Origin of the sequence: Spongiactinospora gelatinilytica, assembly GCF_003236385.1 — a bacterium.
Lineage (GTDB): Bacteria > Actinomycetota > Actinomycetes > Streptosporangiales > Streptosporangiaceae > Spongiactinospora > Spongiactinospora gelatinilytica.
In genome coordinates this window covers 1-14,302 of the sequence record NZ_POUA01000023.1, presented here as the reverse complement: position 1 = coordinate 14,302, position 14,302 = coordinate 1, and the positions used below count along the sequence as shown (strand labels likewise).

The window sequence follows — 14,302 nt, the reverse complement described above, 5'->3', positions numbered from 1 at the left end:
ATGGGCTGGCTCAACGCCATCGTCCAGGGGCTGCTGCTCGGCGGCCTGTACGCGCTGTTCGCGACCGGCCTGTCGCTGATGTTCGGCGTCATGCGGATCGTCAACCTCGCGCACGGCGACCTCGCGGTGGTCGCCTCGTTCCTGGCGCTCGCGCTGGTCAGCGGGACCGGGCTGCCGCTGTGGGTCGTGATGGTGGTGACCGTGCCGCTGTTCGCCCTGCTCGGCTACCTGACCCAGCGGGTACTGCTGCAACGCAGCCTGGGCGCGGGCCCGCTGGCCACCCTGCTGGTCACCTTCGGCCTGTCCATCGTGCTGCAGAACATCCTGCTGGAGGTCTTCTCCGCGGACACCCGCACGCTCGACGGCGGCTCTTTCGCCACCGCCTCCTTCCACCTCACCGACTCCACCTCGGTCGGCTACCTGTCGCTGACGACGTTCCTGCTGGCCTGCGCCGCCCTGGCGGGCATCCAGGTGTTCCTGTCGCGCACCGGGCTCGGCCGGATGCTGCGCGCCTCCGCCGACGACCGGGAGACCGCGAGCCTCATGGGCGCCGACAGCAGGCACGTGTACGGCATCGCCACCGCCATCGCGTTCGCCACCGTCGCGCTGGCCGGGCTGATGTTCGCGATGCGCTCGTCGTTCGACCCGTCCATCGGACCCTCCCGGCTGATCTTCGCCTTCGAGGCCGTCGTCATCGGCGGGCTCGGCTCCCTGTGGGGAACGCTGCTCGGCGGGATGGTCCTGGGCGTCGCCCAGTCGCTGAGCGCGCAGGTCGACCCGGCGCTGACCCTGCTGGCCGGGCATCTCATCTTCCTCGCCGTGCTGGCCTTCCGGCCGCAGGGCCTGCTCGCGGGAAGGGCCGCATGACACTGTCACAGACGCTGATCGCGCGGGCGGCGCAGGTCCGGGTGAGCCGCGCGGCCAGGTCCTCCAAGGTGTCGGGCGCGGCCATGGCGCTGATCGCGGTGGTCCTGGCGGCGCTCCCGTTCCTGGTGTTCAGCACGGTCACCGACACGCTGGTCAACCTGTTCGTGCTGATCGCGCTGGCGAGCATGTGGAACCTGCTGGCCGGGTTCGGCGGGCTGGTGTCGGTGGGGCAGCAGGCCTACATCGGCATCGGCGCCTACAGCGTCATCGCGCTGGCCGACCAGGGCGTGCAGCCGTACCTGGCGGTCCCGCTCGGCGCGCTCACCTGCGCGTTGTTCGCGGTGCCCACCTCCTGGCTGGCGTTCCGGCTGCGCGGCGACTACTTCGCGGTCGGGACCTGGGTGATCGCCGAGGTGTACCGGCTGCTGGTGGTGCGGATCGACGGCGTGGGCGGCGGCAGCGGGAAGGGCCTCTCCGGAATGTCCGGCATCGACCAGACCCTCCGCGGCGCGCTCACGTACTGGATCGCGCTCGCCCTCGCGCTGGCCACCATCGGCGGGTGCTACCTGCTGCTGCGCGGCCGGGTCGGCCTGTCGCTGATGGCCGTGCGCGACGAGGAGACCGCGGCCAGCTCGGCCGGGATCGACGTGACGCGGGCCAAGCGGCTGGTCTACCTCATCTCGGCGGCGGGCTGCGGCGCGGCCGGCGGGGTGATCACGATCAGCTCGCTCAGCGTCAACCCCGACGCCATCTTCAGCGTGCAGTGGTCCGCGTACATGATCTTCATCGTGGTGATCGGCGGGATCGGCTACATCGAGGGCCCGCTGCTCGGGGCGCTGGTGTTCTTCGCGTTGCAGCAGGTGCTCGCCGACTACGGCTCGTGGTACCTGGTGCTGCTCGGCGCGGTCGGCGTCGCGGCGGCGCTCTGGCTGCCCGGCGGGCTGTGGGGCCTGGTACGCGACCGGACCGGGCTGAGCCTGTTCCCGGTCGGCTACCACGTCAGGGAGGGGGGCGGCGATGCCGCTTCCCGCTGAGACCGCCACGGCGGCCATCGCCGCCATCGCCCGCGGCGAGATCACGCCCGCGGAGCTGACCGAGCACCTGCTGAGCCGGATCGAGGCCACCGAACCTGGCCTGCACGCCTACGTCACGGTGACCGCCGAGCGGGCCCGCGCCGAGGCGGCCGCGCTGAGCGCGGAGGCGGCCCGCGGCGTACGGCGGGGCCCGCTGCACGGCCTGCCCATCGGCATCAAGGACCTGATCGACACGGCGGGCGTCCCCACCCGCTACGGCTCGCCTGTGTTCGCCGATAACGTGCCGCAGCGGGACGCGAGCGCGGTGCGCGGCCTGCGCCGCGCGGGCGCGGTGCTCCTCGGCAAACACACCACCCATGAACTCGCCTGGGGCGGGCGCACCGACAGCCCGTTCTTCGGCCCCACGCACAACCCCTACCGGCGGGGCCGCATCCCCGGAGGGTCCTCCGGCGGGTCGGCGGCCTCCGTGGCGGCGGGCAGTTCGCTGGGGGCGCTCGGCTCCGACACGGCCGGCAGCGTGCGCATCCCGGCCGCGCTGAGCGGCTGCGTCGGCTTCAAGCCGACCCGCGGCCGGATTCCGCTGGACGGCGTGCTGCCGCTGGCCCCTTCGCTGGACCACCTCGGGGTGCTGGCGCGCACGGTGGACGACGCCGCCGCGCTGACCGCCGCCCTGGCCGGCCCGCTGCCGCGGGACCACCCGGACGAGCCGCGGGTGGGCTGGCTGGGCGGCTGGTACGACGCGGTGCTCGCGCCCGAGGTGCGGGCCGCGCTCGCGGACGTCCGCGCCCTGCTGGACGGGCACGGCGCGCGGGTGACGGACGTAGCCGTGGCCGACCAGCCGCTCATGCCGTACGCGGCGCTGGAGCGGATCGTCCGCGAGGCGGGGGCGTTCCACCGGGAGGCGTTCGAGCGCGACCCCGCGCTGTTCGGGCCGGACATCGCCGAGCTGATGCGCAAGGCCCCGCCCTCGGCCGCGGAGACCGAGCGGCACGAGGCGGCGCTGCGCCGCTCCACCGCCGCCCTGCGCGACGCGCTGGCCGCCCACGACGTGCTGGTCAGTGCCACGGTACCGATCCTCGCCCCGCCCATCGGCGCGATGACCGTCACGATCGAGGGCCGCGAATGGCCCATCGAGCCGGTGCTGACCCGGCTCACCTCGCCCTGCAACGTCGCCGGGCTCCCGGCGATCTCGGTGCCGGTGGCGCTCGCCGACGGCCTGCCGGTCGGCCTGCAGATCATCGGCGCGGCGATGCGCGACGAGGCCGTACTGCGCGTGGCCCGCCTGGTGGAGAGCCTGACTCCGCCACTGCCGTCCCCCTTCGCAGCCGGGAGGAACCCCCGATGAAGGTGTCCGCCGCCGTCGTGGAAGAGCTCGGCGCGCCGTTCCGCGTCGAGGAACTGGAACTCGACGAACCAGGGCCGGGGGAGGCGCTGGTGAGGATCGTCGCCTCCGGGATCTGCCACACCGACGAGATCACCCGGCACGGCGACCTGCCGATGCCGTTCCCCGGCGTGCTCGGGCACGAAGGCGCGGGGGTGGTCGTCGCGGTGGGCGACGACGTCACCGCGGTACGGCCGGGCGACCACGTGGTCATCGGCTGGCCCTCCTGCGGCACGTGCCGCAACTGCCGGGACGGCGAGCCGAGGTACTGCGCCCGGCTCGGCGAGGCGCTGTGCGGGGGCGGGCGGCTGCTCGGCCCGAGCGCCGGGCGGCCGGCGCTGCGCCGCCCCGGCGGGACCCCGGTGCACAGCCACTTCTTCGGCCAGTCCTCGTTCGCGACCTACTCGCTCACCTGGGCCGAGGCCCTGGTCGTGGTGCCCAAGGACGCGCCGCTGGCCCTGCTGGGGCCGCTGGCCTGCGGGTTCTCCACCGGCGCCGGTGCCGTGCTGAACACCCTGCGCCCCGCCCCCGGGGCGAGCCTGGTCGTGTACGGCGTCGGCGCGGTCGGCCTGGCCGCGGTGATGGCCGCCCGGCTCACCCCGGCCACCACGATCATCGCGGTGGACCGGCACCCCGCCCGGCTGGCGCTGGCCGCCGAACTGGGGGCCACCCACACCGTGGACGCCCGCGCGGCCGACCCCGTCGCCGAGGTGCGCCGCCTGTGCGACGGGCCCGCCGACCACGCCCTGGAGTGCACCGGCGTCATCTCGGTCGTCCGGCAGGCGGCCGACAGCGTCGGGATGCTCGGCACCTGCGTGCTGATCGGCGGCGCCCCGGCCGGGGCGGAGTTCGGCCTGGACCACCTGTCCACCCTGTGGGGCAAGCGGATCGTCGGCACGCTCGGCGGCAGCGGCCGCGCGCAGCCCCTGATCGGCGCGCTGATCGAGCTGCACCGGCAGGGCCGCTTCCCGTTCGACCGGCTGGCCCGCTTCTATGAGCTGGGGGAGATCGGCGAGGCGCTCGCGGCGAGCCGCCGCGGCGAAGTGATCAAACCGATCCTCCGCATGGACCATTGAGACACGAGCGACATGAGACAAGGGAGAGGGAGCTCAGTGACACTGCTCGACGGCGTCGACTGGCAGGGGAACATCTTCAAGAAGGGCGAGTGGACGGCCGGGCGCGGCGGCGACTATCCCGTCATCGAGCCCGCCACCGGGGCCGAACTCGGCCGGATGGGAATGGCCGGGGCCGAGGACGTCGCCGAGGCCGCCACCGCCGCGGCCGAGGCCCAGCGCGAGTGGGCGGCGATGCCGCACACGGCCCGCGCCGCCGTCCTGCGCCGGGCCGGAGACCTGTGGCAGCAGCACACCGAGGAGATCCGCGGCTGGAACATCCGCGAGGTCGGCGCGGTCCCCGGCATGGCCGAATTCTCGCTGCACGTGGCGGCGGAGGAGTGTTACGAGGCCGCCGGGCTGCCCGGGCGGGCGATCGGTGAGATCCTGCCCTCCGAGCAGCCCCGCCTGTCCATGGCCCGGCGGATGCCGGCCGGGGTGGTCGTGGTGATCTCCCCCTTCAACGTGCCCATCATCCTCGGCATCCGCTCGGTGGCCCCAGCGCTCGCGCTCGGCAACGCGGTCATCCTCAAGCCCGACCCGCGCACCGCGGTGACCGGCGGGACCCTGATGGCCCGCGTGTTCGAGGAGGCCGGCCTGCCCCCGGGCGTGCTGCAGATGCTGCCCGGCGGCCCGGAGGTCGGGGAGGCCCTGATCACCCATCCGAGCGTACGGGTCATCTCCTTCACCGGCTCCACCGCCGTCGGCCGCCGGATCGGCGAGCTCGCCGGACGGCACCTCAAGCGCGCGCACCTCGAACTCGGCGGCAACTCCGCGCTGCTGATCCTCGACGACGCGGACGTGGACCAGGCCGCCACCCTGGCCGCCTGGGGCTCGTTCTTCCACCAGGGGCAGATCTGCATGACCACGGGCCGTCACCTGGTCGCCGACGGGCTGTACGACGCGTTCGTCGAACGCCTCGCGGACAAGGCCGCCGCACTGACGGTCGGCGACCCGGCGGCCGGCGAGGTCGCGCTCGGCCCCGTCATCGACGCGGGACAGCGCGACAAGATCCACCGCCTGGTCACCGCCAGCGTCGAGCAGGGCGCCCGGCTCGCCGGCGGCGGGGCCTACCAGGAGCTGTTCTACCGGCCCACCGTGCTGGCCGACGTCCCGCTGACCGCGCCCGCGTTCGCCGACGAGGTGTTCGGCCCGGTCGCGCCCGTCACCCGGGTCACCTCGACCGAGGAGGCGGTACGGCTGGCGTCCGCGAGCGACTACGGCCTGGCCCTGGGCATCGTGACCCGCGACGTGATGCGCGGCCTCGCCGCCGCCGAACGCATCCCGACCGGCATCGTCCACATCAACGACCAGACGGTGAACGACGAGGCCAACGCCCCGTTCGGCGGCGTCCTCGCCTCCGGCACCGGCTCCCGCTTCGGCGGCGCTCAGGCCAACATCGAGGCGTTCACCGAGACCCGCTGGATCACCATGCGCGGCGAACCCCCGGCCTACCCCTTCTGACCCGCCCGGCGCGGCCCGGCCCCGGCGAGCTCCGGGGCCGGTTCCCGCCACACGGCGAAGATCACCCGGCCTTCCACCCTCTCGCGCAGGTAGGCCGCGATCCTGGTGATCAGGTGCGCCTTGTAGAGCCACGCGATCCCGAGCACCAGGGACAGCAGCGGGTAGACGAGGACGACGGCCGTGTTGCCGGCCTCGAAGCCGACGGAGAGCACGACGCCGAACACCACCACCGATCCGCCGATGAGCTGGGTCCGTAATCCGGTGAGCTGGACGATCTCCGCACGCAGGCTGGTGTACTCGGCGACGGCGAGTTGCGTGCGATCCCATGTTGATGAGGTCACTTCGGGCATATACCGATGGGCGGCGGGCGGCCAGGGCGGCGTAGGGCGATCGGCCCCCGCCCTACGCCGCCGACGGGATGTTACTCCTCGGCCGAGTAGTTGACGAGGAAATACCCCGATTCTGGGACAACCGGAACGGTCCCAAATTTCTGGTGGCCGATGGCTGGACTTCGCCGGAGGACGAAGTGGACAATTTCGATCACCTGCGTGGAAGGGTGTCGATGTCGCTCCTGAAGAAGATCGGCCTTGGTGTGCTGGCCGTCGTGGTGCTGATGGTCGTCGTTCCGGGGGCCTGGAAGATCGTGCTCGTGGCGCCGGCCGCCGTGGTCTTCGGGGTCTACTGCTGGTTCCTCTGGGTGGAGGACAGCAGGTCCAAGCGGAACTGACCGGTACGGCGGCCGCGCCGCGTCAGCCGAGCCCGCCGACGATCTCGGCGACCCGGTCCGGCATCGACAGGAACGGCGAGTGGGCGGCGTCCAGTGCGACGGTCAACGTCGGGTTGCCGGGGAAGGCGGCGTCGGCGTCGTCGATGAACTTCCGCTGGAGTGGCGGCCGGATGGTCATGTCCTGCGCGCACCCCACGTACGTCCGGGGCACCGAGCCCCAGCCGTCGCTGGTCAGCGTGGTGGTGCCCAGCGCGATCCCGAGGGGCGCGTCCGGCGTCAGCAGCCCGAGCGCGGCGTCGGCGTCGGCCGGGTCGAGGTCGCCGTAGAACGCCTGGCGGAGCTGGGCGCGATAGGCGGGCTCGGCCGAGACGGTGTCGAGCCGCAGCGCCCGCACCGCCCCCGGGTCGGCCCGCACCGACGGGGCGATCAGCTCGCCCGCGTTCTCCGGCATCGTGGCGCACTCCATGGCCGAGACGCCGGAGGCGGGCATGAACGCCGCCAGGTACACCGCGTGCGCGATCAGTTCGGGGGCCTGCTCGGCGGCGCGCGTCAGGACGGACCCGCCCATGCTGTGCGCCACGACCGTGACCGGCCCGCCCCGCCCCAGCCGCCTGATCTGGGACACCAGCAGGTCACCGGCCTGGTCGAGATCGACGTCCGCCACCGGTGATTTCTCGGTGGCCAGGCGCTCGGGGGAGAACGGCCGTCCGGTGACCGACTCCGGACGCCGGGCGCGCCATCCGTGCCCGGCCAGGTCCACGGCCAGGGCCTGCCGGCCGGAGTCGGCGACGTGGGCGAGCACCTCGCTCCAGCACCAGGAACCGTGCCAGAAGCCGTGGACGAACAGCAGCGGGGTGGTGGTGGTCATCGGCGCTCCTTGGAAGATCTCGGGGCCGCCGCCGCGGTTCGGGACGGCCGGCGATACGGCCATGGAGATGACCTCCGCCGGGCCGCTGTGACGATTCGCAAGGTGATCTCGGTCACTGTGGTGTTCTCGGCTGGACGGCCCTGGGCATCGGTTTCGCCCGCCATGTCACAGTGAGGCCCTGTCGACTTGTCGTAATGGGTGCCATCAAATTCGGTAAGTCAGACATGGAGGTCGTCATGGCACGGGCCATCGCGAACGTGGTCGTGGCCTCAAAGGCGCCCGATCCGCCCGGCGTCACCCTTTCGGTGGGGAGGCGGGCGCGATGAGGGTCCTGCTGGCAGGAGCCACCGGCGCGGTCGGGGTTCCGCTGCTGTCCGCGCTGGCCGACGCGGGGCACAAAGTGATCGCTATCATCCGCGATCCGGCCAAACGGCAGGTCATCACCAATTACGGGGCGATTCCCGTCATCGCCGACGTACTGGATCGCGAAGCGCTGCTCCGCGCGGTCGACGGCCAGGGCGCCGACGTGGTCATGCACCAGGCCACGGCGCTGCGCGGCGCTCCGCGCAAGCTGCGGCCCGATGACCTGACCATCGCCCTGCGCGGCAAGGGAACGGAGAACCTCCTGCACGCGGCCCGCGTGGTCGGCGCGCGGCGGTTCGTCACCCAGTCGCTGATCACCGGGTACGGCTACTGCGACCACGGCGAGCGGCTGCTCACCGAGGACGACGAGTTCGGCAGGCACGTCGGCACGGTGGCCGACCTGGTCACCGACTCCAGCGTGGCGACCGAGCGGCAGGTGTTCGCGGCGGACGGCATCGAGGGCATCGCGCTGCGGTACGGGATGTTCTACGGCAAGAACGCGTTCAGCGACATGTTCGCCGACATGATGCGCAAGCACGCGCCGGTGCTCCCACGGGGCAGGACGGGGGTCACGTCCTTCATCCACGTGGACGACGCCGCCTCGGCCGCGGTCGCCGCGATGGAACGGGGCAAGGCCGGCGAGGCGTACAACATCGTGGACGACGAACCGATGAGCTGGCGCGACTTCCTGACCACGGTCGCCCGCGTACACGGCACTCCGCGCCCGGTGGTGACCCCGCAGTGGATGATCCGCCTGGCCGTGCCGTACCTCGGCTGTCTCCTGATCGACACGAAGATGCGCGTCTCCCACGCCAAGGCCACCCGCGACCTCGCCTGGACCCCGGCCTACCGCAACCTCCATGAGGGCCTGGCCGCCCACGCCAGGTAGCTCCGACCCCGGGCCGGCGCACCTCGCCGGCCCGTGCTCATTTCCTGTCCAGCGCGTCGCGCACGGCGGCGAGGGCGGCGGCCAGCTCGCCCCGCTGCGCGGTGGTCAACCCGCCGAAGGCGCGGTCCTCCAGCTCGGCCCAGACCTGACGAGTGCGCGGGCACAGGTCCCGGCCGGTGGCGGTGAGCCGCACGAGCATGGCCCGGCGGTGGGTCTCGGACGGTGAGCGGGCGATCAGGCCGGCCCGTTCCATCGCGCCGAGGGTCACCGAGACCGTCGAGCGGTCCGGGCCGAGAAAGCGGACCAGCTCCGACTGCTGGACCGGGCCGTGATCCTCCAGGTACAGCAGCACCAGCTCCTGTGGTGGTGTGACCCCGATCCGGGCGAGGAGCTCGTGTGCGAGCGTGGCGTGCCGGCGTACGACCTGGAACAGGAGCGAGCCGAGCGGTGCGCGCCGACGTCGGCCGGATCGCCGCCGAGGTGTTCGGGGCCCCTGGGGAGTTCCTGGGCCGGCGGATCGAGATCGCGGGCGACGAACTGACCGTCACCGAGATCGCCGAGGTCTTCACCAAGGTCGGGGGCACTCCGACGCGCTTCGTCCACCAGCCCCTCGAAGAACTGCGGGCCGAGGCGGAGGAGGCCGCCACCATGTTCGGCTGGTTCGAGAACGAGGGGTACCAGGCCGACCTTCCGGCCCTGCGCGAACGGTTCCCCGGCCTGGTGAGCTTCGAGACCTGGCTGCGCGAGGCGCAGTAGGCGAGAGCCCGTCGGTCGGTACCGTCAGACGCGGGCCGCCTCCCGCGATGCCGTGGCGTCCTTGACCACCGGCGGCTTCAGGAAGCCGGTGGCTCAGGCCACCGGAATGGCGACCACGGCGATGACCAGGCCGGTGATGATCGCGGCGGAGGTGGTGAAGCCACCGATCGCCGCGCCCCCGGCGAACGACCCGAACGCGACGCCCATGTTGATCGCGGAGGCGGGCAGTGACTGCGCCAGCGCGCCACCCGGCCCGGCCAGGCTGACGACACGGTACTGCAGCGAGGGCGCCGTGACGAAGGCGAACAGCCCCCAGGCCGGCAGCACCAGCGCCACCAGGAACGCGACCGGGCCGACGAGGTAGAGCGCGAGCAGGCAGACCGCGGCGCCGATGGTCGCCACGATCAGGGTGCGTCCGGCGCCCTGGTCGGCGAACCTGCCGCCGCTGAACGAGCCCACCGCTGTGGCCGCGCCGTAGACCAGGACGAACACGCCGATCAGCGCGCCGGAGATGCCGGTGACGCCCTCCAGGTACGGCACGATGTAGGTCAGTGCCGCGTACAGCGACGCGAACACCAGGAAGCACAGGCCCAGCACGGCCAGCACCCGGGGCGCGAACGCGTATCTGGCCTGGTCACCCGCGCCGCCCCCGGTGCCGGGCACCGACGGGACCACCGCCGACGTGGCGATCAGCATGAGCGTGGCGAGCACGGCGATGGCGGTGAACGAGCCGCGCCGGCCGAGTTCCTGTCCGATCAGCGTGCCCAGCGGCACGCCCACTGCGGCCGACACCGAGACGCCGGAGATGATCACGGCGATCGCCCGGCCCATCCGCTCGGGCGGGACGACCGCCGTGCCCGCCGTGAACGCGGTGGCGATGAACAGGCCCTGGATCGCGCCGGTGAGGGCGCGCGCCGCGAGGAACAGGCCGTAGTCGCCGGTCAGCGCCACGACCACGTTGCCTCGGGTCGCCGATGCGGTCGGCGGCGGAGGAACAACTGGGGCAGCCGGTGTCGCGGGGGTGCTCGTTTCCCTCGGCATCGACGTCGTTGATCCACATGAAGTGGTGGACGACCAACTGGGGCCGCCCCTCGAACAGGTCGAGCAGGCTCACGCGCCCGTTCGGGCCCTCGAACGTGTACGGCTTGTCGATGCGCACCATCGGCAACCGGCGGCGGTCGGCGTTCACCCGGTCATGGGCCCGGGTGAGCTCCTTCTCCTTGACCAGCAGCTCCTTGCGGGCGGCGAGCCACTCCTCGCGCGACACCACCTCGGGCAGGTTCTCCAGTGACATCCGTGCCTCCTTGGACTGCTCTCGTTTTGCAACCGCTCTCACCGTAGGAGACGATGTTGCGAAACGCAACCGGTTCGGAGATGAGTGCAGTGCGCAAGGACATGCGATCGACGTGCCCGATCAACCTGTCGCTGGAGATCTTCGGCGACCGCTGGACCCTCCTGGTCCTCCGCGACGTGATCTTTACCGGCGCACGGCACTTTCGTGAACTGCTCAACGGTCCCGAGCGGATCTCGTCGAACATCCTGGCCGACCGGCTCGCCCAGCTCGTCGAGCATGGGCTGCTGACCAAGGCCGAGGACCCCTCGCACCGGCAGAAGGTCGTCTACAGCCTGACCGAGCAGGCGATCCAGCTGGTGCCCGTCTTCGTCCAGCTCGGCGCCTGGGGGACCCGGTACCTCCCGGTCGGCGATGAGTACGCCGCCCGAGGAGAGGTGCTCGCCACCGGCGGTCCGGCGGCCGTGGCGGCGTTCATGGACGAACTCCGCGAAGCCCACCTCGGCCCCGGGACCCGCCGGCAGCCGGCCCCCGCCGGGCCTGCCATCGCCGCGCAGATGCAGGCCGCCTACACCGCCGCGCTCGACCGCGCGGGCGGCAGGCGGCCGGCCTCTCGGTGACCGGGCCCCGCACAGCCGGCCACCATGGTCCTGCGGCCGGCGTTCTCACCGCCCCGGGGTGGGTTCGCGGCGAGCGGGCACGTCCGTCCCGTGGGCCCGGCAGGCCCGGTACGCCCAGCACGAACGCCCCCGCGTCCCGAAGCTCGTGGACGATCTCGACGAACGCCGGCACGGCGGGAGCGGTGGTGTCCCGCCGCCAGGCGATGCGCTGGTCGGCGAGCGGGCACGGGTCGGTGAAGGGCCGGTAGACCACGTCGGCGAACGGCCGGGCCGCGGCGGAGGCGGCGACCGTGATCCCGATGGCCGCGCAGGTGAGCACCAGCGGCAGCAGCCGGTCCAGGCTGGAGATCTCCCGGTGGATCGTCACCACGGCGCCGTGGGCTCGCAGGTGGCCGACGATGTGGTCGTGCAGCCAGGGGTTGAGTTCCCGCTCGTTCACGATGATCGGCTGCTGGGAGAGCCGGGCGGGATCGATGGCGTCCTCGGCGGCGAGCGGATGACCGGTGGCCACGGCGACGACGAAGGGCTCGCGGACCACCAGCAGGGACGCAAGGCCGGGCCGGGCCTCGGAGTAGCCGAAGCCGATGTCCAGGCGGTGGTCGTCGAGCGCGTTGAGCTGGTCGGAGGTGGTCATCGGAGACGGCGCCAGCCGTACCTCGGGCAGGCGGGCGCGTAACAGGGGTACGGCGAGCTGGAACAGCCGCGGGCCGAGGTCCTCGGCGTGACCGAAGCGGAGCTCGCCCGCGGGGGCGACGACGGCCCGGCGGCCGGCGTCGAGCGCGTGCCGGGCGGCCGCCACCGTTCGGCGGGCCTCGGGCAGGAACGCCTCGCCCACCGCGGTCAGGGTCACCCGGCGGCTGGTGCGGGTGAACAGCGGGGCGCCGATCTGGTGCTCCAGTCTGCGGATCTGCTCGCTGACCGACTGCTGCGTGACGTGCATCCGGGCGGCGGCCCTGCCGAAGTGCAGTTCTTTCGCGACCGCGATGACGTACTCAAGCTGACGAAGCTCCACGGCCCTCATGATTCCAGCGCATCGACAGGCTTGGACAGGGTCAACAGGCCCGGCCTGTCAGACGTACGCCGATTCATCGTTGATCACCTTGCGGGGGCGCGGTGTCATGTAGGCGGGAAATCGCAATGGCCATCCTTGATGAGCACGAAATCATAGGAGATATCGACTCCTTCCATTGGCTGGATATGGTCATGCGTACCGGAAACCGCTTTCGATCGGAGGACTCATGAATCGGCTCCGGAAATTCGCCACGATGACCGCGGTGATCGCCGCCGGCCTGCTGACCATCATGTCGAGCGGGGTGGAGCCGGACAACAACGCGCCTTACGACGAATGGTTCGGCGAGAGGGCCGGTTCCGCGAAGTCCCACTCCGCGAGCAGCACCGTGCCGTGCGTCAGCGGGCACTATCAGGGCACGCTCTTCGCCTCCGTGCACGGCAACAAGGGCGGCGACCAGATCTGGTCGACCGGGAGGCGGCCATCACCTGCTGACACCCCCGGGCCGTCACTGCCCGGCGGTGACGGTGGCTAGGAGACGGCCACCAGCGGGAGGTGGCCGCCACGCCAGGTGGCCGCCAGTTCTTCCACCGGCACGTCGAGGGCCTCGCCGAGGGAGACGATCGTGCCGAATCCCGGGGACGGCAGGCGCCCGGTCTCGATCTTGCGCAGGGTCTCCGGCGAGATGCCGGCCGCGTGCGCGACTTCGGTCAGGTCGCGTTCCCCTCGCGCGTGGCGCAGCAGGGCGCCGAGACGCCTGCCGGCTTCGATCTGCTCAGGGGTGAGCGGTTGACGGACCATGCCCCCAGGATAGGGCTGGTATTATTATACCGGCAAGTGCTAGGGTGCCGGTATAATAATACCGACAACCTGTTGAGTGAGGTACTCGTGATCGAGTTCAAGACGCCCGCGGAGATCCAGCGCATGCATGTGGCCGGGCGTTTCGTCGCCGAGGTGCTATCCGAGGTGGGCCGGCTCGCCGACGTTGGCGTCAATCTCCTCGACCTGGAACACCATGTGCGCGGCATGATCAAGCAACGCGGGGCGGAGTCGTGCTACTGGGATTATGCGCCGTCCTTCGGGCGCGGCCCGTTCCGCAATGTCATCTGCCTGTCGGTCAACGACGCCGTCCTGCACGGCCTGCCCCACGACTACACGCTGCGCGACGGCGACGTGCTCAGCGCGGACATCGCGGTCGGCATCGACGGCTGGATGGCCGACTCGGCGCGCACGATCATCGTGGGGACCGCCGCCGAGGAGGACCTGCGGATCATCCGCGCCACCGAGGAGGCGCTTGAGGCGGCGATCGAGATGGCCCGTCCGGGCAACCGCGTCGGCGACATCTCCGCGGCGATCTGGGCGGTGGCGCGCGACTACGGCTACCCGGTCAACACCGAGTTCGGCGGCCACGGCATCGGCCGCACCATGCACGAGGGCCCGCACGTCTCCAACAAGGGCCGGGCGGGGCGCGGCCTCACGCTCCGGCCGGGGCTGGCCCTCGCGCTCGAACCCTGGTTCGCCCGTACGACCGACCAGATCATCTACGACGCCGACGGCTGGACCATCCGCTCGGCGGACGGTTCGCGCACGGCCCACGCCGAGCACACGGTGGCCATCACCGAGGACGCCCCCCTGGTGCTCACCCGGCGCGCATCAGAGGCCCCGGCGGCGCGGGCCGGTTCCACCGGCCACCTGTCCGCACAGGACGCCTGACGCGGCCCCGTGTTCGCCCGGCACCGGCCCGATCCCCTTTGGCCGTGTCCGAGTAGCCCCCTCCCACCGCTCCTATGGGCGTCTGTCCGCACGGGACGCCTGACCTGACCCCTTGCTCGGCCCGCGCCGGTCCGATCGGGCGGTCTGATGCCCGATCCGCCTCTGGTGGTGTCCGCGTACTCCCATCCGCCGGTGAGGTGTCACAGGG

16 protein-coding genes and 2 pseudogenes are annotated in these 14,302 nt (G+C 72.1%); 11 read left to right on the top strand and 7 right to left on the bottom strand.

Annotation, left to right across the window (positions count from 1 at the left end; all coding sequences use genetic code 11):
* Genes C1I98_RS05075 through C1I98_RS05055 form a run of 5 tightly spaced genes read left to right on the top strand, consistent with a single transcriptional unit; the run spans position 1 to position 5,858 of the window.
* Positions 1-867: a branched-chain amino acid ABC transporter permease gene (locus C1I98_RS05075; protein WP_111165897.1), complete on the top strand. Its 867-nt coding sequence runs from the start codon at positions 1-3 to the stop codon at positions 865-867.
* Positions 864-1,901, top strand: coding sequence for a branched-chain amino acid ABC transporter permease (locus tag C1I98_RS05070; RefSeq protein WP_111165896.1), 1,038 nt, complete (start codon positions 864-866; stop codon positions 1,899-1,901). The genes C1I98_RS05075 and C1I98_RS05070 overlap by 4 nt, the downstream gene beginning before the upstream one ends.
* Positions 1,885-3,246, top strand: coding sequence for an amidase (locus C1I98_RS05065; protein WP_111165895.1), 1,362 nt, complete (start codon positions 1,885-1,887; stop codon positions 3,244-3,246). Before C1I98_RS05070 ends, C1I98_RS05065 begins: the two co-directional genes overlap by 17 nt.
* Positions 3,243-4,358 carry an NAD(P)-dependent alcohol dehydrogenase gene (locus C1I98_RS05060; RefSeq protein WP_111165894.1) on the top strand — a complete coding sequence of 372 codons (1,116 nt, stop codon included), beginning with the start codon at positions 3,243-3,245 and terminating at the stop codon, positions 4,356-4,358. Before C1I98_RS05065 ends, C1I98_RS05060 begins: the two co-directional genes overlap by 4 nt.
* A 36-nt stretch (positions 4,359-4,394) precedes the next feature.
* The gene (locus tag C1I98_RS05055) at positions 4,395-5,858 is read left to right on the top strand and encodes a benzaldehyde dehydrogenase (protein WP_233507180.1); all 1,464 of its coding nucleotides are present in this window, start codon (positions 4,395-4,397) and stop codon (positions 5,856-5,858) included.
* On the opposite strand, the gene C1I98_RS05050 is transcribed toward C1I98_RS05055, so the two are convergent.
* Positions 5,846-6,208, bottom strand: a complete 363-nt coding sequence (locus C1I98_RS05050) for a hypothetical protein (protein WP_111165892.1) — start codon at positions 6,206-6,208, stop codon at positions 5,846-5,848. The two genes, C1I98_RS05055 and C1I98_RS05050, sit on opposite strands and share 13 nt — an antisense overlap.
* A 176-nt stretch (positions 6,209-6,384) precedes the next feature.
* Here C1I98_RS05050 and C1I98_RS05045 point away from each other — a divergent pair, with 176 nt between their 5' ends.
* Positions 6,385-6,585, top strand: coding sequence for a hypothetical protein (locus tag C1I98_RS05045; RefSeq protein WP_146607292.1), 201 nt, complete (start codon positions 6,385-6,387; stop codon positions 6,583-6,585).
* Between the two features lie 22 nt (positions 6,586-6,607).
* Here the strand turns inward: C1I98_RS05045 and C1I98_RS05040 are convergent, their stop codons facing one another.
* Entirely contained in the window at positions 6,608-7,453 is an 846-nt protein-coding gene (locus C1I98_RS05040; RefSeq protein WP_111165923.1) for an alpha/beta fold hydrolase, read from the bottom strand.
* A gap of 322 nt (positions 7,454-7,775) precedes the next feature.
* Here C1I98_RS05040 and C1I98_RS05035 point away from each other — a divergent pair, with 322 nt between their 5' ends.
* The gene (locus C1I98_RS05035) at positions 7,776-8,705 is read left to right on the top strand and encodes an NAD-dependent epimerase/dehydratase family protein (RefSeq protein WP_111165890.1); all 930 of its coding nucleotides are present in this window, start codon (positions 7,776-7,778) and stop codon (positions 8,703-8,705) included.
* A 37-nt stretch (positions 8,706-8,742) separates the two neighbouring features.
* Here C1I98_RS05035 and C1I98_RS05030 read toward each other — a convergent pair whose 3' ends face one another.
* Positions 8,743-9,084 (bottom strand): MarR family winged helix-turn-helix transcriptional regulator, encoded by a 342-nt coding sequence (locus tag C1I98_RS05030; RefSeq protein WP_267898017.1) that lies wholly within the window; start codon positions 9,082-9,084, stop codon positions 8,743-8,745.
* 68 nt (positions 9,085-9,152) lie between these two features.
* On the opposite strand from C1I98_RS05030, the gene C1I98_RS05025 reads away from it, so the two are divergent.
* Complete coding sequence (locus tag C1I98_RS05025) at positions 9,153-9,461, top strand: NmrA family NAD(P)-binding protein (RefSeq protein WP_233507179.1); 309 nt, start codon at positions 9,153-9,155, stop codon at positions 9,459-9,461.
* Positions 9,462-9,554: 93 nt separating this feature from the next.
* On the opposite strand, the gene C1I98_RS05020 is transcribed toward C1I98_RS05025, so the two are convergent.
* Together C1I98_RS05020 and C1I98_RS05015 are read right to left on the bottom strand one after the other, a co-directional pair.
* Entirely contained in the window at positions 9,555-10,412 is an 858-nt protein-coding gene (locus C1I98_RS05020; protein ID WP_199536732.1) for an MFS transporter, read from the bottom strand.
* Between the two features lie 31 nt (positions 10,413-10,443).
* Positions 10,444-10,755 (bottom strand): annotated as a pseudogene (locus C1I98_RS05015) (DUF899 family protein); the annotation flags it as partial.
* An 80-nt stretch (positions 10,756-10,835) separates the two neighbouring features.
* Here C1I98_RS05015 and C1I98_RS43560 point away from each other — a divergent pair.
* Positions 10,836-11,372 (top strand): winged helix-turn-helix transcriptional regulator, encoded by a 537-nt coding sequence (locus tag C1I98_RS43560; protein WP_233507174.1) that lies wholly within the window; start codon positions 10,836-10,838, stop codon positions 11,370-11,372.
* Between the two features lie 154 nt (positions 11,373-11,526).
* Here the strand turns inward: C1I98_RS43560 and C1I98_RS05005 are convergent.
* Positions 11,527-12,393, bottom strand: a pseudogene (locus tag C1I98_RS05005) (LysR family transcriptional regulator); the annotation flags it as partial.
* A gap of 217 nt (positions 12,394-12,610) precedes the next feature.
* Between C1I98_RS05005 and C1I98_RS05000 the strand changes: the two are divergent.
* Positions 12,611-12,916 (top strand): hypothetical protein, encoded by a 306-nt coding sequence (locus C1I98_RS05000; RefSeq protein ID WP_146607291.1) that lies wholly within the window; start codon positions 12,611-12,613, stop codon positions 12,914-12,916.
* Here C1I98_RS05000 and C1I98_RS04995 read toward each other — a convergent pair.
* A complete protein-coding gene (locus tag C1I98_RS04995) occupies positions 12,913-13,182 on the bottom strand; it encodes a helix-turn-helix domain-containing protein (protein ID WP_111165883.1) in 270 nt (89 codons plus the stop codon). The genes C1I98_RS05000 and C1I98_RS04995 overlap by 4 nt on opposite strands.
* An 87-nt stretch (positions 13,183-13,269) precedes the next feature.
* Between C1I98_RS04995 and map the strand changes: the two genes are divergently transcribed.
* The gene (map, locus tag C1I98_RS04990) at positions 13,270-14,094 is read left to right on the top strand and encodes a type I methionyl aminopeptidase (protein WP_111165922.1); all 825 of its coding nucleotides are present in this window, start codon (positions 13,270-13,272) and stop codon (positions 14,092-14,094) included.
* Positions 14,095-14,302: the final 208 nt, after the last annotated feature.